General features: G+C 64.6%; 17 protein-coding genes and 1 tRNA gene. 10 read left to right on the top strand and 8 right to left on the bottom strand.

Translation table 11 applies throughout. The annotated features are described in order from the left end of the window. Positions 1-396: 396 nt before the first annotated feature. The 3 genes from IQ35_RS04930 to IQ35_RS04920 all read right to left on the bottom strand — a co-directional run bounded on the left by IQ35_RS04930 (position 397) and on the right by IQ35_RS04920 (position 3263). Positions 397-472 (bottom strand) — tRNA-Ile (locus tag IQ35_RS04930). Positions 473-497: 25 nt separating this feature from the next. Further along, positions 498-1535 (bottom strand): polysaccharide deacetylase family protein, encoded by a 1038-nt coding sequence (locus tag IQ35_RS04925; RefSeq protein ID WP_021246673.1) that lies wholly within the window; start codon positions 1533-1535, stop codon positions 498-500. A 45-nt stretch (positions 1536-1580) separates the two neighbouring features. Further along, positions 1581-3263 carry a sensor histidine kinase gene (locus tag IQ35_RS04920; RefSeq protein WP_221442089.1) on the bottom strand — a complete coding sequence of 561 codons (1683 nt, stop codon included), beginning with the start codon at positions 3261-3263 and terminating at the stop codon, positions 1581-1583. Between the two features lie 211 nt (positions 3264-3474). Here IQ35_RS04920 and IQ35_RS04915 point away from each other — a divergent pair, with 211 nt between their 5' ends. Beyond that, positions 3475-3948, top strand: coding sequence for an Lrp/AsnC family transcriptional regulator (locus IQ35_RS04915; RefSeq protein ID WP_021246675.1), 474 nt, complete (start codon positions 3475-3477; stop codon positions 3946-3948). Between the two features lie 91 nt (positions 3949-4039). On the opposite strand, the gene IQ35_RS04910 is transcribed toward IQ35_RS04915, so the two are convergent. Together IQ35_RS04910 and IQ35_RS04905 are read right to left on the bottom strand one after the other, a co-directional pair. Beyond that, positions 4040-5281, bottom strand: a complete 1242-nt coding sequence (locus tag IQ35_RS04910; protein ID WP_242003283.1) for a hypothetical protein — start codon at positions 5279-5281, stop codon at positions 4040-4042. Positions 5282-5389: 108 nt separating this feature from the next. Continuing rightward, positions 5390-6658, bottom strand: a complete 1269-nt coding sequence (locus IQ35_RS04905; RefSeq protein WP_145072138.1) for a hypothetical protein — start codon at positions 6656-6658, stop codon at positions 5390-5392. Positions 6659-6924: 266 nt separating this feature from the next. Between IQ35_RS04905 and gyrA the strand changes: the two genes are divergently transcribed. Together gyrA and IQ35_RS04895 are read left to right on the top strand one after the other, a co-directional pair. Continuing rightward, entirely contained in the window at positions 6925-9630 is a 2706-nt protein-coding gene (gene gyrA, locus IQ35_RS04900; protein WP_145072137.1) for a DNA gyrase subunit A, read from the top strand. Beyond that, entirely contained in the window at positions 9627-9974 is a 348-nt protein-coding gene (locus IQ35_RS04895; protein WP_145072136.1) for a DUF952 domain-containing protein, read from the top strand. The genes gyrA and IQ35_RS04895 overlap by 4 nt, the downstream gene beginning before the upstream one ends. A gap of 62 nt (positions 9975-10036) precedes the next feature. Here the strand turns inward: IQ35_RS04895 and IQ35_RS04890 are convergent, their stop codons facing one another. After that, positions 10037-11152, bottom strand: coding sequence for a glycosyltransferase (locus tag IQ35_RS04890; protein WP_021246681.1), 1116 nt, complete (start codon positions 11150-11152; stop codon positions 10037-10039). 52 nt (positions 11153-11204) lie between these two features. Here IQ35_RS04890 and IQ35_RS04885 point away from each other — a divergent pair, with 52 nt between their 5' ends. From IQ35_RS04885 to IQ35_RS04855, 7 genes are all read left to right on the top strand, one after another. Further along, the gene (locus IQ35_RS04885; protein ID WP_021246682.1) at positions 11205-12068 is read left to right on the top strand and encodes a lysophospholipid acyltransferase family protein; all 864 of its coding nucleotides are present in this window, start codon (positions 11205-11207) and stop codon (positions 12066-12068) included. 32 nt (positions 12069-12100) lie between these two features. After that, positions 12101-12745: a phosphoribosylanthranilate isomerase gene (locus IQ35_RS04880; RefSeq protein ID WP_145072135.1), complete on the top strand. Its 645-nt coding sequence runs from the start codon at positions 12101-12103 to the stop codon at positions 12743-12745. Beyond that, a complete protein-coding gene (gene trpB, locus IQ35_RS04875; RefSeq protein WP_145072134.1) occupies positions 12742-13971 on the top strand; it encodes a tryptophan synthase subunit beta in 1230 nt (409 codons plus the stop codon). Before IQ35_RS04880 ends, trpB begins: the two co-directional genes overlap by 4 nt. Then, positions 13968-14789, top strand: a complete 822-nt coding sequence (trpA, locus tag IQ35_RS04870; RefSeq protein ID WP_145072133.1) for a tryptophan synthase subunit alpha — start codon at positions 13968-13970, stop codon at positions 14787-14789. Before trpB ends, trpA begins: the two co-directional genes overlap by 4 nt. Next, on the top strand, positions 14786-15637 hold the full coding sequence (gene accD, locus IQ35_RS04865; protein ID WP_021246686.1) for an acetyl-CoA carboxylase, carboxyltransferase subunit beta: 852 nt from the start codon (positions 14786-14788) through the stop codon (positions 15635-15637). The genes trpA and accD overlap by 4 nt, the downstream gene beginning before the upstream one ends. Before the next feature lie 29 nt (positions 15638-15666). After that, complete coding sequence (locus IQ35_RS04860; RefSeq protein WP_145072132.1) at positions 15667-16989, top strand: bifunctional folylpolyglutamate synthase/dihydrofolate synthase; 1323 nt, start codon at positions 15667-15669, stop codon at positions 16987-16989. A 64-nt stretch (positions 16990-17053) separates the two neighbouring features. Beyond that, on the top strand, positions 17054-17494 hold the full coding sequence (locus IQ35_RS04855) for a DUF6628 family protein (protein WP_021246688.1): 441 nt from the start codon (positions 17054-17056) through the stop codon (positions 17492-17494). On the opposite strand, the gene IQ35_RS04850 is transcribed toward IQ35_RS04855, so the two are convergent. Beyond that, positions 17479-18804, bottom strand: a complete 1326-nt coding sequence (locus IQ35_RS04850; RefSeq protein ID WP_021246689.1) for an AmpG family muropeptide MFS transporter — start codon at positions 18802-18804, stop codon at positions 17479-17481. The genes IQ35_RS04855 and IQ35_RS04850 overlap by 16 nt on opposite strands. Positions 18805-18872: 68 nt before the next feature. After that, complete coding sequence (locus IQ35_RS04845; protein WP_145072131.1) at positions 18873-19331, bottom strand: response regulator; 459 nt, start codon at positions 19329-19331, stop codon at positions 18873-18875. Between the last annotated feature and the right edge of the window lie 47 nt (positions 19332-19378).

Here is a 19378-nt window from a genome sequence, read left to right as displayed (position 1 = left end):
GACGTGCCCCGCCGCAAATCCCTATCTCCGCCCTCCCCATCTAATCCGTAAATGGCGGGCCGACATCAATCCCGGATAGCAACTGGTGTCCGATCCGGGCACAAGGTCGAATTGCGGGATGCGCCGGAACCATTCTTCAAGCAGGATGCGCAATTCCCGCCGCGCGAGCGCCGCGCCCAGACAAATGTGGACGCCACCGACAAAGGTGAAGTGACGGCGATGTCATCGATCATCCCGGTCACCACGGCCCGGATGTTGCCCTGCATCTTGTTGAGGCGCGCGGGCGAAAAGAATGGGGTGAGGAACAGGCGGTACTTACGATGTTCCGGCGGGTCGATGGCGAACGGGATGGAGCGGAAGGTTTCACCGTTCCGCGCCGGATTTCATAGTGAACAATGGTGGGCCCGGCAGGACTCGAACCCGCAACCTAGCCGTTATGAGCGGCCAGCTCTAACCATTGAGCTACAGGCCCCACCCGATGCGGGCGATAAGGGGCATCAGGCCGCTTTGCAAGCCCGTCCATTTTGGGACACGCTTTGGACAAACTCCGCCAGATGGGCTGGACGAACCCCGCGTCGCGCCAGATGATCGAGGACGATGTCCCACCATCTGTAAAAGCCGTCCATATCTTCCGCATCCCGGACATACGGCGTGTGGCCGGGTTCCAGCGTGGGAGAATGAAAGCTGAAATTCAGCACCGGCACCCCTTCGTCGAGCAGGGCATCGATCGCCGTGACAGCCGCGGCGGAAGGCACGCCTTCCGGCGTCAATGGAACCCGGCTCAACAACCCTCCCCGTGCCAGCGCGCCGGCGAGGGGCGCCACGGCTTGCGACGCCCTGTATAGACGTTCGCCTCCACTTCTCAGCAAACCGACAAAGGCAGTCGACAACGGCAATTCGATCAATGTCCTGCCCGGACCGGCCCAATAGGGATGCTGCGGCAATCCACGGAAGTCAGGGCCATGCTGGGCACTGTAATCGAATCGGCTCCGGACGGAGCTATCGACGATGAAGCCGATCTCTTCCAGCAGGCGGGCACTATTAGGCCCCAGACCGTAACGCCCCGCCCGGTATGCGATCGGCCTTTGTCCGAAACGGTCAGCGATTCTCTGGGATAGCGCTTCCAGTTTCGCCTGCTCTACCGCCGCGGGCAGGAAGCCGGCATAGCTGTTTGCTTCCGATACCACTTCCACATGGGGCGGATTTACCCAGGGATGCAAATGCGCGCCGATATCGGCTACCTTATCATGGACCCACTGCCCCATCATCGCGGCAGCGCGATCATTGTCGAGCACTGGATAATCCGTGACATAGATCGGCCTGATCCCGGCCGCCGCAAAATAAGCCTGTCCGCGCGCCAACCCGCCCAACGCCGAAACACTGTGCCCGGTTCGGCTGAAAGGCGCCGTCCAGTCGAATTCCTCTTCGGTATCGACGAACAGCATGAAACGCGTGCCGAAATCCGGATCGAGCGAAATCATGTCTTCCGGCCGGGGCGGAAGCAGCAGATTGCCATCGTGGGAAGCCATGGTCATGCCTGCCGGTCTATCGCGCAATGGTTGCGATAGGGTTTCGCGGCCCTACCCCCGCCCCGCCTGATCTTCCGCTTCGGCCAGCGCGGGCACCGACAAAAGAAATCGGTCGGCATCGATTTCCAACGTAGCGCCGCAGCCTGCTGCAAGACTGCGTATCAATCGGAGCGAGAAGCCAAGCCCAAGCAATGGACCGTCCGCCCAGTCCCCCCCCGCCGTATAACCGGGGTCCAACAATTCCTTCTCCTCCATCCCCTTGAGCGAGGATGGCCGGTCAAGGGCCAACAGCACCTGGCCCGCTCCTCCATCGGGTTGGAACCAGCAGGTTCCTTTCAAACCCTCTTCCGGAGGAGCGACCGAAATCAAAGTCCGCAGCAGATGCTGCACCATTCGTTCGCCCTGAACCGGATCGATCCGTACGGAAGGAAGATCAGCCGACATCCGAATGTTCACCCGGGAACCCGATTCATGCGATTGGTCGCAAAAACGCGCAACGACCTGCGTTATCAACAGCGCCGGATCGATGACATGGGACGTGACGGGCGCATCGCTTCGATGGGCTTTCGCGGCCAGATCCAGTTCATCGAACGCGGCGAGCAGACGGCGTGCATCGACAGCGATCTTGCCGGCCATTTCCCGATAGTTCGCGCCCGCCGCGCCGAACAGCTCCTGTTCGATGATTTCGGCAAAGCCAAGGATCGCGTTGAGCGGCGTCCTGAGTTCGTGAACCAGCTGATGCAGGGAATCGGCCGGGAATCCCGCAATCGAAGCCGACGCCGCATCCGACGGGATCGCCACCTCATGAATATAGGGACGGCGCGCCTGCCCGCGATAGCCCTGGAATCGCCCCGATCTAGGATCGAAGAAAGGCATAGCCGACAATCGCCACTCACCGGAGAGGAGGCCGCCGGCAATTTGATATCGGCCATGGCGAAATCCACTCCGCCGCGCGAAAGCGCCCGCCACATGCCCGTCGGGCCCGCTGCCGCCATCCAGCGCTATTTCATTGAGGGAAAGGCCAATGAGGGCGGCGCGCGGCTTTTGATCCACCCAGACAATGGTGCCATAGGCATCCGTTTCAAAGGCGAAGGCGCGTGTCGCCGCCATTTCGGAGCCATCGTGCTGCAAGGTTTCCGAAGGGACGGATTGCCGTTTCGTCTTCGTGAAGCGCTGAATCCGGTCCACCAGATTGCGGATCTGGCTTTTTCCTTCCGGAACGGCCGCGCCCTCCTCCATATTTCCGCCGACCGCCATTTCGGGTGTCAGCAGCATCGCCTGGCCCGGAAATGCGTCAGCGCGCTCCGTCGTGAGCACCAGATCGGCAGGGCCAAAGGATTCCAGCGCTCGCCGGGTTTCCGGCCCAATGTCACGCCGTCCACGAAGTACGCCGCGCGCGGTCGGGGTAAGGCGCGGCATCAATGAAGCCCAGCCGCGGTCGGCCAATCTGGCACGGGCGATGGCGGCGGCTGCAATCGAAGGCCGGTCGCCGGCGAAAAACTCCACCAGCGTCGGCGAGGACAGCCGCGGTCCCAGTTCCACGACCGTCGCGATCCGCTGGGCTTCGGATAGCTGGGGCCGCAGATCGATCAAACGTCCCAGCAGCGCGTCCCGATCATCCAACGGCATCGGGCGTTCCATCCGGTCATGTTGGGCCAGAAGGTCCACGCATTGGCGCCAAAGAGTTACCGCCCCCGGACCGCTTCTGCTTTCAGCGGACAGCACCGTCTGCATGAGATCGTTGAAGCGCACCCCAAATCCTTGTCTGCACGGTCGGCGTCACGTTCCGCGACCATATGTTCGTCCTATGGATAAGCCTTCCCCACGCCAAACGAAAGGGGGTGCGGCGCTTTCCCGGACCGTCGTAGCATTGTGGGACAATTGCATTGTTCTGAAACATTATTATGATAGCGCGCAACAACCACGTAAGGAAATAATCAGGATAATGGCGAGCCCGAATATCGACGACATCGATCTGCAAATTCTGGGAGAGTTGCAGAAGGATGGCAGGATGACCAATGTGGAACTCGCCCGGAAGGTGGGACTGACGGCGCCGCCGTGCCTGCGGCGCGTGCGCGCGCTGGAAGAGGCCGGGGCGATCACATCCTATCATGCGGTGGTGGCCCCCGCGATGCTGGGCTACATGATTACGGTTTTCGCCATGGTAAGCCTTCGCAGTCAGGCGGAGGCGGATCTGAAAGCCTTCGAAGATCATATCGCCACCCTGCCCGAGGTGCGCGAATGTCATATGCTGAACGGCGAAATCGACTTCATCCTGAAAGTCGTGGCAAAGGACCTTCAGAGCTTTCAGCAATTCCTGACATCGAAACTGACGCCCGCGCCTAATGTGGTGAGCGTAAAAACCTCGCTCACCATCCGAACCGCCAAAAATCTGCCGGGTGTTCCCCTTCCCGTTTGAACTTACAATGGTTGTTTTCGAGCAAGGAGCGACATTCCCCCAAATCCGCCGTTCCCGATACCCAAAGAATTACAGCGCGACCTGTCCCACCCTAGCTGTTGGTGTGGGGCATGGACGGCGCGCCCTGCGCCGTCTTCTGGCTTTGCTCCTCGATCCAGATCGACCAGAATCCCGCTACATCGCCCCAATTGCCCTTCACATTGGCAAGGGCCGCCTTGCCGCCGACAAGGTCGCCTGACCGGGCCAGCGAAATGCCCAATCGCGCATTGGCCTGATCATCGTTGATTCCGCCCTTCGTCAGCGCCAGCCGATAGAGTTCAGCCGCCTTGGGATATTGCGCGAGCGAGAAATAGGTATCGGCAGCGGCAAGGGCCTGTGCGCCATTTTGCTCCGATGCCGCCTTCTTCGCGGCGGCAGGGAGCGCCGCCATTTCCTTCGTCGCTTTCGGCGTCGCGGCCTTCAGCAATTGCGCGGTGGCGGCCTGGGCCGGCATCAGCTTGCCTGCCGACCGCCCTGCCTCGATAATCGTCTTGGTTTCGGCATGATAGCCCGTCTTGTCGGCCAGTTGAGCATAGGATTGATAGTCCCGTTCGCTTGCCATGGCCCCGCTGGCCGCCTGCAAGCGATACAAGTCCAACTGGATTTGCGGATCAAGCGCCGCCGCAGGCAGATAATTGCTCAGCGCGGAACGCCAGTCGCGCGTGGTGCGATAGAGACTCAGCCTTTCGCGATAGAGCGCGCCCATGTCCGCCCAGCTTCCCGCCTGATAGGCCAGGGAAATGGCGCGATCGAACCAGGGAGCAGGTATCTTTTCTCCCGCCGCCCGCTTGCGGGCCATCGCGTCCTGCACGAACGGCCAGGCTTCTTTCGGCTTGTTCTTGCGCAGATAGATGTCCGCCCTCAACAGGCTGGCATCGATATTGTCATAGCCAAGGGTGCGCGCATAATCGAGCTGCGCGACGGCATCGTCATAATTGCCGACGGTATAGGAAAGATAGCCAGCGACATAGCGCAATCGCGGGGCATCCTTTTTGGGGACGGAATTCGTCTTGAACATATCCGTCAGCGCGAGCCGCTCGGCCTGTATATTCTGACGTTTGACGGCCAGCTCAAATCGCAGCCCCGCCGCGGCATATGCCTCAAAATCCGTGGCGGGATTCAAGGCGGCAATCCGAGCGCTGGCCGTGGCCGTATCCCCTGTCTTCAACGCCGCCTGAGCAGCTTGCACATTGGCGCGGAAGTCGTCCGACATCTGGATTGCCGGACCGCCTGGCTTCTTCTTGGCCATGGCAGGCGCCGCCAGCACGGCCACGCCCATCGCAGCGGCCAACATATATCCCAATTTCGAATTTTTCCGCATGGCCGATCGGCCTCCCCCAAAAAAAACAGTCAGCCTTGCAACGGGCGGGGGCTGAATAATAAGCCTCCGCCCGCTTTGAATTCAGGCGCCTTTACTTGCCAGATAGGACAGCCACAGTCCTGCGATCGATTTGCGCGCGCCGCCCTGCACGGCCTGGAAGGCCGCCTTGGCCGAAGCCGTGTCGCCCGCCAGCGTCTTGGCGATGCCCAGACGCGTGTTGACCTCGTCCGCGTCGACGCCGCCCTTCTGCTTGGCGAGTTCGAACATGGCCGCCGCCTTGGCATAGTCGCCATAGCCCAGATAGGCGTCCGCAGTCGCCGCCGCGATCTTGCCGTTGGCCGCCTTGCGCGCATCGGCTTCAGCCGCGCCCAGCGAACTCTTGTCCCCGGCGATCCTCGAAACCGCTCCCTGATACAGGTCGCCGCCTTGCGACGCGTTCAGCACGCCCTTGGCGCGGCCCGCGTCGATGGCGGACTTCACTTCGCCGTAAATGCCGGTCTTCGACGCCATTTCCGCATATTCGGTGAAGTCGCCCGCGACGACCAGTCCGCCGGACGCCGCCATCAGGCGCAGCACGTCCAGATTTTCGCGGTTGGTGATGCTGGGATTCGCCTGCTGGAACAGACGGACCAGCGTGCGGAGATTTTCCCCGTTCGGCGCGGCTTCATAAGCCTGCCTGGCCCAATCCGTGACTTCGGGAAGCTTCGCCGCAGCCGCGCGGCTGACGCCGATCTGATACCATTGCGCGGGCGGCTGCTGCCCGGCTGCCTTGCTCGCGTCGATCGCCGCCTTGAGCGCGGCCAGCCCCTGCTGGTTGAGGCCGCGGGCCGGCTCGGCCGACGGATTGGCCGTGCCGGCCTTGCCGAAATAGGCCTGCGCCAGCGTCACATTCGCCGCTTCGGGCTTATAGCCCGCCTGCGCGGCTGCCTGCGCGCGCTGGATCGCCAGATCGTAATTCTTGGCCTCCAGCGCCTGCTCGCCCGCCACGGCATTGAACTGGCCGACCTGATCCGCCGGGGTCTTGCCGCTGTCGAGCATCTGGGTGAGGGCTTCGCTCTGCAAGGCCGCGTCCTTCGCGGCGATGGAGGTGTTCAGCTTGAGCGCGCCGATCTGATATTTGTCGTCGTTCGACTTGGCCTTACTGTCCGCATCGGCCAGCGCGGCCTTGGCGGCGGCGAAATCCTGCTTGCCCGTGGCTTCCTGCGCGGTCTGGAGAGCCTTGATGACGTCAGGCGACACGTTGAGCTTGGGCGCGCTCGCCTTCTTGTCCTTCGCCAAGGCGGGAACCGAAACGGCGCCGCCGGTCAACACCAGGGCGAGCGCAAGCGCCACCGGGGTTACAAAACGCATGATCCTCATCTCCTTTTCGCCTGAAGGGGGCCAGGCGACCTTCCATGTTGTGCGTCGATTAGGGGTCAACGCGTGAACGCGCATTGAACAAGCCTATATCGGCGGATTTTGCAACCGTCATGCGTCGGGCTTCGTTCCATATTTCAATAATCGCCGAAAATTCCGCGCCATGCGGATTGCGCGTGAATCCGTCCAAGGGGTGACAGATTCGTTTCGCTCCGCTAGTGCAGACGCGACTACATCCACCCGCAAAAAAGAGAGTCGCCTTGACCGACGAGACAATCCTCGCCGACCCTTCGGATATCAGCCCAGTCAGCATCGTCGACGAGATGAAGGCGAGCTATCTCGACTATGCCATGTCGGTCATCGTCGCCCGCGCCCTGCCGGATGTCCGCGACGGCCTGAAGCCGGTGCATCGCCGCATCCTCTTTTCGGCGCATGAGAGCGGATTCTACCATAACAAGCCCTATCGCAAATCGGCCCGCATCGTCGGTGACGTGATCGGTAAATATCACCCGCACGGCGATAGCGCGATCTACGATGCATTGGCGCGCATGACGCAGGACTGGTCGATGCGCGTGCCGCTGATCGACGGTCAGGGGAACTTCGGCTCCATGGACCCCGATCCGCCGGCGGCCATGCGTTACACCGAAGCGCGCCTCGCCAAGGTGACGACCGCGCTGCTCGATGATCTCGACAAGGACACCGTCGATTTCCAGCCGAACTACGACGCCTCCGAAAGCGAGCCGCAGGTCCTGCCCGCCCGCTTCCCCAACCTGCTGGTCAACGGTGCGGGCGGCATCGCGGTCGGCATGGCGACCAACATCCCGCCGCACAACCTGGGCGAAGTGATCCGCGCCTGCCTCGCCTATATCGACAATCCCGGCATCACGGTGGACGAACTGATCCAGATCGTCCCCGGTCCCGATTTCCCGACCGCGCCGCTGATCCTGGGCCAGTCGGGCGCGCGCTCGGCCTATCATACGGGGCGCGGGTCGATCATGATGCGCTCGCGTCACGAGATCGAGGAAGGGCGCGGCGACCGCCGCTCCATCGTCCTCACCGCCATCCCCTATCAGGTGGGCAAGAACGGCCTGGTCGAAAAGATCGCCGAAGCCGCCAAGGACAAGCGGATCGAGGGCATCAGCGACATTCGCGACGAATCGACCCGCGAAGGCGTGCGCATCGTCATGGACCTGAAGCGCGACGCCACGCCCGAAGTCGTGCTCAACCAGCTCTGGCGGAACACGCCCGCCCAGTCGAGCTTCCCGGCGAACATGCTCGCCATTCGCGGCGGCCGCCCGGAAATCCTGAACCTGCGCGACATCATCGAAGCGTTCGTCCGCTTCCGTGAAGAGGTCATCACCCGCCGTACCAAGTACGAACTCAACAAGGCCCGCGACCGCGCGCATATCTTGCTGGGCCTCGTCATCGCGGTCACGAACCTCGATGAAGTGGTCCGCATCATCCGCGGTTCCGCCAGCCCCGCCGAAGCGCGCGAATCCCTGCTGTCCCGCGAATGGGCGGTGGAGCAGATCGCGCCCTATCTGCGCCTCGTCGAAGCCATCGAAACCGAAGCGACCGGCGACACATACCGCCTGTCCGACATCCAGGTCCGCGCCATCCTGGACCTGCGGCTTCACCGTCTGACGGCGCTTGGCCGCGACGAGATCGGCAACGAGCTGGCGGAACTGGCCGCCGCCATCACCGAATATCTCGAAATCCTGGGCAATCGTGTGAAGCTCTATGGCGTGATGCGCGAAGAGTTCGAAGCCATCGAACGCGATTTCGCCACGCCGCGCATCTCGGAAATCACCGCCGCCGCCGACGGCATCGAGGACGAAGACCTGATCGAGCGCGAGGACATGGTCGTCACCGTGACCATGCAGGGCTATATCAAGCGCACCCCGCTCGACACTTTCCGGGCGCAGGCGCGCGGCGGCAAGGGCCGGTCCGGCATGGCGACCAAGGATGAGGACGCCGTCACCGAACTGTTCGTGACGTCGACGCATACGCCGGTCCTGTTCTTCTCCACCATCGGCAAGGTCTATCGCCTCAAGGTCTGGCGCCTGCCCGAAGGCGGGCCGGCGACCCGTGGGCGCCCGATGGTGAACCTCCTGCCCCTTGGTCCCGGCGAGACGATCTCCACCGTCCTCCCGCTGCCCGAGGATGAGGCGGAATGGAGCAAGCTCCACGTCATGTTCGCGACGGCCAGGGGATCGGTCCGCCGCAACAGCATGGACGCCTTCACCAACATCCCATCGAACGGCAAGATCGCCATGAAATTCGAAGGCGAGGATACCGACGACCGCCTGATCGGCGTCGCCCTGCTGGACGAAAGCGACGACGTGCTGCTCGCGACCCGTCAGGGCAAGGCGATCCGCTTCCCCGGCGACGACGTGCGCGAATTCCAGAGCCGCAACTCCACCGGCGTGCGGGGCATCCGCCTTGGCGAAGGGGATGAGGTCATGTCGCTATCCATCCTCCATCGCGCCGGGATCACGGATCAGGAGGAGCGCGACGATTATCTCCGCTTCGCCCCGTGGAAGGCGGAGAAGGAAGGCGCGCGCCAGATGACCGCCGAACGCTTCGAGGAATTGCAGGCGCGGGAACAGTTCATCCTGACGGTCTGCGCCAATGGCTATGGCAAGCTGTCGTCGGCCTATGAATATCGCCGGACGGGCCGCGGCGGCCAGGGGATCACCAATATCGACAATATCGGCCGCAATGGGCCGGTCGTCGCCAGCTTCCCCGCGACGCGGCAGGATCAACTCATGCTTGTCACCGATCAGGCGAAGCTGATCCGCATGGGCCTCGACTCCTTGCGCGTCATCGGCCGCAACTCGGCGGGCGTGCGCCTCTTCAACGTGGCGGATGACGAACATGTCGTCAGCGCCGCGCGGATCGAGGAGAGCGAGGAGGATGGCGCCCTTGCAAGCGACGGCGAGGCGCAGGAAGCCACCGAGGCGTGAGCGAGCTTTTCGCTTACAAGATCCTGACCCGGCCGCAATTCGACCAGCTCAAGGCCGAGGGCGTCTTCCATGGCGCGCCCGTCGACCTTGAGGATGGTTATATCCACCTGTCCACCCGCGAGCAGGCGGCCGAAACGGCGGCCAGGCATTTCGCGGGGCAGGACCATCTGGTCATGGTGATGATCGACCTCGCACCCTTCGACGACGCGTTGAAATGGGAGCCGTCGCGCGGCGGCGCGCTGTTCCCGCACCTCTATGCGCCCCTGCCGATGAGCGCGATCGCGGGGAAGGTGATCCTGCGGCTGGACGATCAGGGGCGGCATCAGTTCCCGGCGGGGTTTTAGCCCCGGCGGTTATGGGTGGGAAGCGGAGCGTCGGCTTCCCCACGTCCGCAAGCGGCCGATGCCTATCCCGCCCTCTTCATCCGCACGACTTTCCCGCGTTTCATCCAATATTCATAGCCGCCCCAGCATATCCGGCTGGACAGCGCGCCAACGATCTGCACCGCCAGATGCGCCCATGTCACCGCAAAGGGCGCGACGGCATCCCAGACGAGCGAACGGCGGGCCTTGCGGGCCTGCTCCGGCTCGACCGTCCCGGCGATGATCCGCCTGCGGACAAGCGCCCGGCTCCACGCCGCGCCATAGCCGATGGCGACCGCGCCCCAGCCGCCCCAACCGATCGCCCACAGCCACCCCAGCGCCTGAACCGCAACGACCAGCGCAGCGGCCTGCCACATGCCGGGGCTGTTGGTGACGACATGCCGATATTGGCGCGTCGCGAACCGCAAAGCCGCCTCGCCGCTTCCCTGCAACGGACTGCCCACCAGCAGATCGCGCACCGGGCGGAGGCGCAATTTCGCGCGCCAGCCCGCAAGACCGATGCTCATGTCGTCGGACAACCGGCCCGCCAGCACCCGGTCCAGTTCCAGCCGATCCGCCACGGCCCGCGTCATGGCCATCGCCCCGCCCCAGGGCATGGTCGAACCGGCCGCACGGGGCAATGTCGCCAATTGCATCTCCACCGCGCCCACCAGCGCCAGCGCGGGCTTCGCGTCCGGCAGCAGCAGGCGATAGCCGGTCACGATATCCGCCTTGTCCCGCACCAACGGAAACAGCAGCCGTCCCAGCAACCGCGAAGGCGGCTCGATATCCGCGTCGATGAAAACCAGATAGCGGTCGTCCGGACCCAACGCGCGGAGCGCGGCCCGAAGCTTGTGCACCTTCTGCCCTTCATCCTGCGCGACCCCTGCGCGCACGATCTCCACATTGGGGAAATCCAGCGACTCCGCCGCGGGGCAAGCCCCCGACGTCGCCACGATCAACCGAAAAGGCACGCTTTGCGCCGCCAGCCGCCCCATCAGGTCCGGCCCGCCGTCCCAATCGTCCCTGACGCAAAGCAGCACCGCCACGCCACCGGGGGCTTCCTCCTGCCCGTCCATGGGCAAATGCCGCAGATAATTGACGACGCCCAGCACCGTCGCCCCCTGCAACAACAGCCAAAGCCCCAAGGCCCAACTCATCGCGCTTCCCGCCCTTTACCGCTTCGACGGCTGCTGTATTGAGCAAAGGACGATGCTCTCCAACCCTTTTCTCTTCATCCTGTTGCGTTTGCTGCCCGCCGCCATGGCGTCATGGATCGGCGGCTGGCTGTCGGCCTCCGTCGCGCGCAGGGGCATGAAGCTGCGCGACCGGCGCGCCCGGACCAACCTTGCGCTGTTGCGTCCCGATCTCAGCGACGCCGCGCGGGAGGAAATCCTGACGCGCCGCTGGTTCAACCTTGGCCGCACCATGGCGGAACTCACCAATGTCGACCGGCTGGTCAACCCCCGCCGGGTCGCCATCCAGGACGAAGCCGCCTATCGGGAGGCGCTGGATTCCCCGCGCCCGATGATCTTCCTGACGGTCCATATCGGCAATTGGGATCTGCTGGCCGCGCATCTCAAGGCATCCTGCGACCGCGCCCCGCTGGGCGTCTATGACCCGCCCGCCGATCCGGTGCAGGCGAAAATGCTCCAGCGCGCCCGCCAAAGCTATATGGGGGAGGCCATCACCGGCGGCGGGGCGGCCCGCGCCATCGTGCGGCACCTGTCGGACAGCGACCGCGCGATGCTCTACATGCTGATCGACGAACGGCGCGACATGCAGGTCGCCTTCCCGCGCCTTGGCCGGGACGTCGGGGCATCCGGCAATCTCTCCATTGCCCTGCGCCTTGCCCGCCGCAGCAATGCGCGGTTCCTGCCCTTCTATCTTGCACGGGAGAAGGGCGTGCAGTTCCGCCTGCACTGGCACCCCCCGCTCGATCCGGCCGAAATGGATGACGCGGCCCTGCTCGACAGCATCGACGGCTTCCTGGGGCAGGCGTGCATCGACCATGCCGACCAATGGCTCGCCCTGCATGACATGGACCTGACCCAACCTGTCGCGCGGGCCATGTGACTTGCGCGTGCATCGGGTCTAAAGCCGCTCCCATGTCCCGACTCGCAATCAAGATCTGCGGCCTTTCAACGCCTGACACGGTGGGCGCCGCCGTGCGGGCGGGCGCATCGCACCTGGGCTTCGTCCACTTCCCGAAAAGCCCCCGCCATGTCGAGGCGGAGCAGATTCGCGCGCTCGCGGCTCTCGTGCCACCGCATGTCGGGCGCGTGGCCGTGGTGGCCGACCCAGCGGACGAAACCATCGCGGCGCTGGTCGCCACCAACGCCCTCACCGCGCTGCAACTCCACGGCAAGGAAACGCCCGAACGCGCCGCCGCCGTCCGTGCGCGCTTCGGCATTCCAGTCTGGAAGGCCATTTCGGTGAAGACCGGCGCGGATATCGACGCCGCCGAAGCCTATGCGGGCGCGGTAGACCTCCTCCTTTTCGACGCGAAGACGCCCGAAGGCGCCGCCCTGCCCGGCGGCATGGGCCTTCGCTTCGACTGGACGCTGTTGCGCGGCGCGTCCATCGGCGCGCCATGGGGGCTTTCGGGCGGCCTCTCCATCGGCAATGTCGCGCAGGCCGTCGCCATCACCCGCGCGCCTCTGGTCGACATTTCTTCCGGCGTGGAAAGCGCGCCGGGCATCAAGGATGTGGACAAGATCGTCGCCTTCTGCAAAGCGGCTGAGCTATCATGACCATTCAGAACTCCCTCCGCTCCCAGCCCGACGCGAGCGGCCATTTCGGATCGTTCGGCGGCCGTTATGTCGCCGAAACGCTGATGCCGCTGATCCTTGAACTGGAAAAGGTCTACAAGGACGCGCGACAGGACCCGGCGTTCGAGGCGGAATTTGCCGACCTCCTCAAACATTATGTCGGCCGCCCCAGCCCGCTTTACTTTGCCGAACGCCTGACCGAGGCGCTGCGCGCGCAAGCCCCGCAGGGCAAGGGCGCGAAAATCTACCTGAAACGCGAGGAACTCAATCACACCGGCGCGCACAAGATCAACAACTGCGTCGGCCAGGTGCTGCTCGCCCGCCGCATGGGCAAGCCCCGCGTGATCGCGGAAACCGGCGCGGGCCAGCATGGCGTGGCGACCGCGACCGTGGCGGCGCGCTTCGGCCTCCAATGCACCATCTTCATGGGCGCGAAGGACGTGGCGAGGCAGCAGCCCAATGTGTTCCGCATGAAGCTGCTGGGCGCGGAGGTGATCCCGGTGATGTCCGGCGCGCAGACGCTCAAGGACGCGATGAACGAAGCGCTGCGCCACTGGGTCGCGAACGTCCACGACACCTTCTACATCATCGGCACGGCGGCGGGACCGCACCCCTATCCCGAGCTGGTCCGCGATTTCCAGTCGGTGATCGGCAAGGAAACCCGCGAGCAGATCATGGAAGCCGAAGGCCGCCTGCCCGACATGCTGATCGCGCCGGTGGGCGGCGGTTCCAACGCCATCGGCCTGTTCCATCCCTTCCTCGATGACGCGGACGTCGCCATGATCGGCGTCGAGGCGGCGGGCGAAGGGCTGGACGGCAAGCACGCCGCGAGCCTGACGGGCGGCTCCTCCGGCGTGCTGCACGGCAACCGCACCTATCTGCTCCAGGACGAGGACGGGCAGATCACCGAGGCGCACAGCATCTCGGCGGGACTCGACTATCCCGGCATCGGGCCAGAACATAGCTGGCTCCATGAAATCGGCCGGGTCAAATATATGCCCGTCACCGATGGCGAAGCGCTTTCCGCTTTCCAGCGCCTCTCCGCGCTCGAAGGCATCATCCCGGCGCTCGAATCCGCCCACGCCATCGCCGCTACCGAGCAGGTCGCGCCGACGCTGGACACGAACAAGCTGCTCGTCGTCAATCTCTCCGGCCGGGGGGACAAGGACATCTTCACCGTGGCGCAGGCATTGGGGGTCGAGATATGAGCGCCGACCGCATGTCCGCCCGCTTCGCCGCCTGCAAGGCGCAGGGCCGCGCGGCGCTTGTCACGTTCGTCACGGCGGGCGATCCGACAGCCGCCGATACAGGAGCCATCCTCGACGCGCTGGTCGCGGGCGGCGCGGATGTGATCGAGCTGGGAATGCCGTTCACCGATCCGATGGCGGACGGCCCCGCGATCGAACTCGCCAATCTCCGCAGCCTGGGTTCAGGCACGAAGACGAAGGATATCTTCGCCATCGCCACCGCTTTCCGCGCGCGCCATCCCGACGTGCCGGTGGTCCTGATGGGCTATGCCAACCCGATGCTGGTGCGCGGGCCGGACTGGTTCGCGGATCAGTGCAAGGCATCGGGCGTGGACGGCGTGATCTGCGTCGACGTGCCGCCGGAGGAAGATGCGGAGATCGGCCCCGCCCTGCGCGCGGCGGGCGTCCACCTCATCCGGCTCGCGACGCCGACCACCGACGCGGCGCGCCTGCCCGCCGTCCTCGACGGCGCCAGCGGCTTTCTTTATTATGTCTCCGTCGCGGGCGTGACAGGCAAGCAGCAAGCCGCGCAAGCCGCCGTCGAGCAGGCCGTCGCCCGCCTCAAGGCCGCCACCGACCTACCCGTTTCGGTGGGCTTCGGCGTGCGGACGCCGGAGCAGGCGGCTGCCATCGGCCGCGTTGCGGACGGCGTGGTCGTCGGATCGGCCATCGTCGACATCATCGGGTCGCATGGCGACGCCGCCGCACCCTTCGTCCAGGAATTCGTCGCCGCCCTGCGCGGTGCGCTCACCGCCAAGTCACGGGAGACAGCCGCATGAGCTGGATCAACCGCGTTCGCAACGCCATCCCCTTTATCGCGAAGAAGGAAACCACCGCCGAAACGCTGTGGCACAAATGCCCTTCCTGCGCTGAAATGGTGTTCATCAAGGAGTGGGAGGAAAACCTCTCCGTCTGCCCGCGCTGCGACCATCATGGCCGCATCGGCCCGTCCGAACGGTTCGAGCAGATACTGGACGCGGGCTTCATTCTGCTGCCCACGCCGCCGGTGCAGGAAGACCCGCTCAAGTTCCGCGATTCCAAACGCTATCCCGACCGTATCAAGGCCGCCCGTCATTCGACCGGCGATCAGGAAGCGCTCATCAACGCGCGCGGCGCCATCGAGGATATTCCGGTGGTGATGGGCGTCCAGAACTTCGCCTTCATGGGCGGTTCCATGGGCATGGGCGTGGGCGCGGCCTTCATCCAGGGCATCAACGAAGCCATCGGCCACAAATGCCCCTATGTGATCTTCACGGCGGCGGGCGGCGCGCGGATGCAGGAGGGCATCTTGTCCCTCATGCAAATGCCGCGCTCCACCGTCGCCATCCGGAAGCTGCACGCGGCGGGCCTGCCCTATATCGTCGTGCTGACCGATCCGACGACCGGCGGCGTCACCGCCAGCTACGCGATGCTGGGCGATATCCAGATCTCCGAGCCGAACGCCCTGATCGGCTTCGCGGGCCAGCGCGTCATCGAAAGCACCATCCGTGAAAAGCTGCCTGAAGGATTCCAGCGCGCCGAATATCTGCTGGATCACGGGATGCTCGACATGGTCGTGCACCGCCGCGACCTGCGCGAGACGCTGGCGCGGGTCATCACCTATCTGACGCCGCGCGCCGCCGCCTGAGCTTCGACCGCACGAACAGGGAACGCGCCATGGCCGATCACGCCGTTTCCGATGATCCGCAGGTCCAGGCCCAGTTGGACCGGCTGACCACCCTGTCGCCCGGCGCGGACATATTGGGCCTCGACCGGATCACCCGCCTGCTCCACCGCCTCGGCGATCCTCATCGGGCGCTGCCGCCGGTCTTTCATGTGGCGGGCACCAATGGCAAGGGATCGACTTGCGCCTTCCTCCGCGCCGCGATGGAGGCAGACGGCAGGAGCGTGCATGTCTTCACCTCCCCGCACCTCGTCCGCTTCAACGAGCGGATTCGCATCGCGGGCCAGTTGATCGACGACCCCATGCTGGCCCGCTATCTGGAGCGCGTGCTGAACGTGGCCGAAGGGATCGGCGCGAGTTTCTTCGAAGTGACCACCGCCGCCGCCCTCCTCGCCTTCGCGGAGCATCCCGCCGACGCCGCCATCATCGAAGTGGGCCTTGGCGGCCGACTCGACGCAACCAATGTGATCGCCGATCCGGTTGCCTGCGGCATCGCCCAGCTCGGCATCGATCACCAGGCGTTCCTGGGCGACAGCCTTCGGGAAATCGCGGCGGAAAAGGCGGCTATCGCGAAATCCTCCGCGCCTCTCGTCACCCAGCGCTACCCCGAATCGCTTTTCCCCGTGATGATCGACGCAGCCATGCGCGCGCGCACGACCTGGTTCGCCATGGGCACGGACTGGGATGCCGCGCCCTATCGCGACCGCCTCCATTATCGCGATGACAAAGGGCGGATAGACACGCCCCTTCCCCGCCTGTCCGGCGCGCATCAGGTGGAAAATGCCGCGCTCGCCTTCGCCATGCTGCGCCATCAGCAGGCCGTGCCTGTCAGCGAAGCCGCGTTGAAGGCCGCTCCGCTCTGGGCGCATTGGCCCGCACGGCTGCAACGCCTGGATCGCGGCCCCCTGGTGGCTCCGCTGCCCGACGACGCGACGGTGTGGCTGGACGGCGGCCATAATGCGGGCGCGGGCGAGGCCATCAGCGCTTTCTTCACGCCTGATCGTCTGGAGGGGCGGCGGCTTCACCTCATCATCGGAATGCTCGCCAACAAGGATCTGGACGCCTATCTCGCTCCCTTCGCAGGGCAGGTGGCGCACATCCATGCCCTGCCGGTCAAGGGGCATGAGCATCATCCGCCCGAACGCTTTGCCGCCGTGGCGGCGCGCTGGGGCATAGACTGCACCGCCCACGATACGCCGGACGAAGCCATCGCCGCTATCGCGTCCTCGCGCGAAGCCGGCTCCAAGCTGCTGATAGCAGGCTCGCTCTATCTCGCTGGAGAAATTTTACGGGCGAATGGGCAATTTCCTGACTGATTAGTATTGCGATTCATTCTCAATAGCGTAACATGCACCTCGCTATCAGAGAAAGGCGCACAACATGGCATATGGAGAGTCCCCGTCCGTCGACCTGTCCCGGCCCCTTCCGGGAGGCTATGGCAACCGCCTGTTTCTCTTCATATTGCGCCGCATGGCGAGCGCGGGGGTCAATGACGCCCACGCCGCCAATGCCATGCTGGGCGCTTTCGGGCGCAGCTATCGCCGGCCGCTGATCCTGATGCGGGCGATGATGCTGGAACTGGCGCGGGCGTCGAGCCGCAAGATCATGGTCGCACCCTGCTGCTGCGCCCGCATGACCGCCGACGAGGCGCTGACGATGGAGGCCATCGGCAATGCCCTGCGCGCGCCCCATGAAGCCTATGAGCAGCTCTCTTCCCTGCTGGGCAGCGATGACGCCCTTGGCGCGCTCACCTGCCTTCAGGCCGTTGCGCAGGCTCATGCGGATCTCGGCCGCCCGCTCGACCTCTACGCCGTGCGCTGACCGCCTTCGTCGCTCGCCGCGCTGCCGACGCTCGTTTCGACGAGCCCGGCGCGCATCATCAGCCAGAACAGCACGATGCCCGGCAGCGCCGCCACGGTCGTCAGCAGATAGAAGTCGACATAGCCGAACCGCTCGATCATCGCGCCAGCGGTGGTCCCGGTCAGGAAGCGCCCGACGATGCTCGCCGCCGCCGAAATCATCGCATATTGCGCCGCTGTGAAGCGCAGGTCGCACAACGCCGAGAAATAGGCGACGACCGCCACGCCGCCGATGCCGCTCGCGAAATTCTCGAAGCCGATCGCGCCCGCCATGCCGATATTGCTCTTGCCCGCCGCCGCCAGCGCCGCGAAACTGAAATTGGAAACGGCCATCAGGATGAGGCTGATGAGCACCGACCGCTTCAACCCCAACCGTGCATAGAGGACGCCGCCCACGAAAATCCCCGCCAGCAGCGCCCAGAACCCGACGCCCACATCATAGATCGCAATCTCGTCATTGCTGTAGCCCAGATCGTTGAACAGGAGGCGAAAGGTCAGGTTCGCCAGCGTATCCCCGATCTTGTGCACCAGGATGAACAGCAGCACGAGCAGCGCGCCCTTGCGCTGGAAGAAATCCACGAACGGTCCGATAATCGCCTGCACCAGTTCGCCGCTGCTCTTGCGGCCCGCAATCTCCTTATGCCGTTCCGGCTCGCCCACGATCAGCGCCGCCAGCATCGCGGGCAGCGCGAAGAGCGCGCAGACGATATAGGCGGTCGTCCAGTCCCAATGCTGCGCGACCACCAATCCCACCGCGCCCGCCGCCGCCGCGCCGATGCGCCAGCCATATTGCGACATGCCCGCGCCGATGCCGAGCTGTTCGGGCGTCAATATCTCGATGCGATAACCGTCGATGATGATGTCGAAGGTCGCGCCCGCGATCCCCAGCAGGATCGCCGCCCGCACCGTCGCCATGAGGTCCGCGCCCGGATCGACCAGCGCCAGATTGACGACCGCCGCCATCACCAGCACACCCGCCAGCAGCATCCATGACACCCGCTGGCCTAGCCGGTGCAACAGAGGCAGCTTCACGCCCTCGATCACCCAGGCCCACAGCCATTTGAGGTTATAGGCCAGCAGGACGAGGCTGAACGCCGTCACGCTTTTCTTGTCGATTCCATCCTGCGCCAGCCGCGATGCCAGATTGGCGCCAATCATGGCGAAGGGGAACCCCGATGAGATGCCAAGGAAAAGAGCGGCCAACGGCGCCTTTTCGGCATAGGGCTTCACGGCGTCCAGCCAGCTTCCGGTGCCCTGCGCTATGTCCGTCATTCGTCCCCCGATCTTGCGCGTGTCGGGGCACCATATGGACAAAAATATGGGAAACAAGCCGCTTGGCGTCAGACCGCTTCGGCAAACAGCCTCAACCCCAACGGCAATCGCGTCGCCCCGCGTCCGCGCAGCACCCGGTCGATCGTGCGGATGGAGGCCACCAGCGCACGCGGATCGTGAGGCTTGGCAAGGCAGCCGACGGCCAGATGGCGCACATGGGCGGGGCAGGCGCCCGTCACGAAAAGGACCGGCACTCCCCTTTCATGCGCGCGGCGGGCAACATCGATCCCGGTCTTTTCCCCATGCAGGGTCACGTCCGCGATAACGAGGTCGACATCCTCCCCATCCATCACCCGGACCGCATGGTCATAATCATCGACGGTCGCCGCGATCCGATAACCCGCCTGACGCAACGCATGTTCATTGTCGAAGGCGACCAGCGGCTCGTCCTCGACCACCAGCACCGTGCGGATCGCGCGTCCCCGGCCCGCCGCCGTCTTTTCCTCTTTGACCAGCCCGAAAAACATTTGCCGACCTGCCCCGTTTGCGCCATGTGCCAACCAACGCCGCGCCC

The sequence above is a fragment of the Sphingobium wenxiniae genome, from assembly GCF_007830065.1.
GTDB classification, from domain to species: domain Bacteria; phylum Pseudomonadota; class Alphaproteobacteria; order Sphingomonadales; family Sphingomonadaceae; genus Sphingobium; species Sphingobium wenxiniae.
This window is presented reverse-complemented; position numbering and strand designations above follow the sequence as displayed.

Coding starts and splice junctions, on each gene's coding strand:
- IQ35_RS04925 (WP_021246673.1), bottom strand. CDS start 1,535: ATGACCATGGCTTCCCACGATGGCAATCTGCTGCTTCCGCCCCGGCCG.
- IQ35_RS04920 (WP_221442089.1), bottom strand. CDS start 3,263: ATGCAGACGGTGCTGTCCGCTGAAAGCAGAAGCGGTCCGGGGGCGGTA.
- IQ35_RS04915 (WP_021246675.1), top strand. CDS start 3,475: ATGGCGAGCCCGAATATCGACGACATCGATCTGCAAATTCTGGGAGAG.
- IQ35_RS04910 (WP_242003283.1), bottom strand. CDS start 5,281: ATGTTGGCCGCTGCGATGGGCGTGGCCGTGCTGGCGGCGCCTGCCATG.
- IQ35_RS04905 (WP_145072138.1), bottom strand. CDS start 6,658: ATGCGTTTTGTAACCCCGGTGGCGCTTGCGCTCGCCCTGGTGTTGACC.
- IQ35_RS04890 (WP_021246681.1), bottom strand. CDS start 11,152: ATGAGTTGGGCCTTGGGGCTTTGGCTGTTGTTGCAGGGGGCGACGGTG.
- IQ35_RS04885 (WP_021246682.1), top strand. CDS start 11,205: ATGCTCTCCAACCCTTTTCTCTTCATCCTGTTGCGTTTGCTGCCCGCC.
- IQ35_RS04880 (WP_145072135.1), top strand. CDS start 12,101: ATGTCCCGACTCGCAATCAAGATCTGCGGCCTTTCAACGCCTGACACG.
- trpB (WP_145072134.1), top strand. CDS start 12,742: ATGACCATTCAGAACTCCCTCCGCTCCCAGCCCGACGCGAGCGGCCAT.
- trpA (WP_145072133.1), top strand. CDS start 13,968: ATGAGCGCCGACCGCATGTCCGCCCGCTTCGCCGCCTGCAAGGCGCAG.
- accD (WP_021246686.1), top strand. CDS start 14,786: ATGAGCTGGATCAACCGCGTTCGCAACGCCATCCCCTTTATCGCGAAG.
- IQ35_RS04860 (WP_145072132.1), top strand. CDS start 15,667: ATGGCCGATCACGCCGTTTCCGATGATCCGCAGGTCCAGGCCCAGTTG.
- IQ35_RS04855 (WP_021246688.1), top strand. CDS start 17,054: ATGGCATATGGAGAGTCCCCGTCCGTCGACCTGTCCCGGCCCCTTCCG.
- IQ35_RS04850 (WP_021246689.1), bottom strand. CDS start 18,804: ATGACGGACATAGCGCAGGGCACCGGAAGCTGGCTGGACGCCGTGAAG.
- IQ35_RS04845 (WP_145072131.1), bottom strand. CDS start 19,331: ATGTTTTTCGGGCTGGTCAAAGAGGAAAAGACGGCGGCGGGCCGGGGA.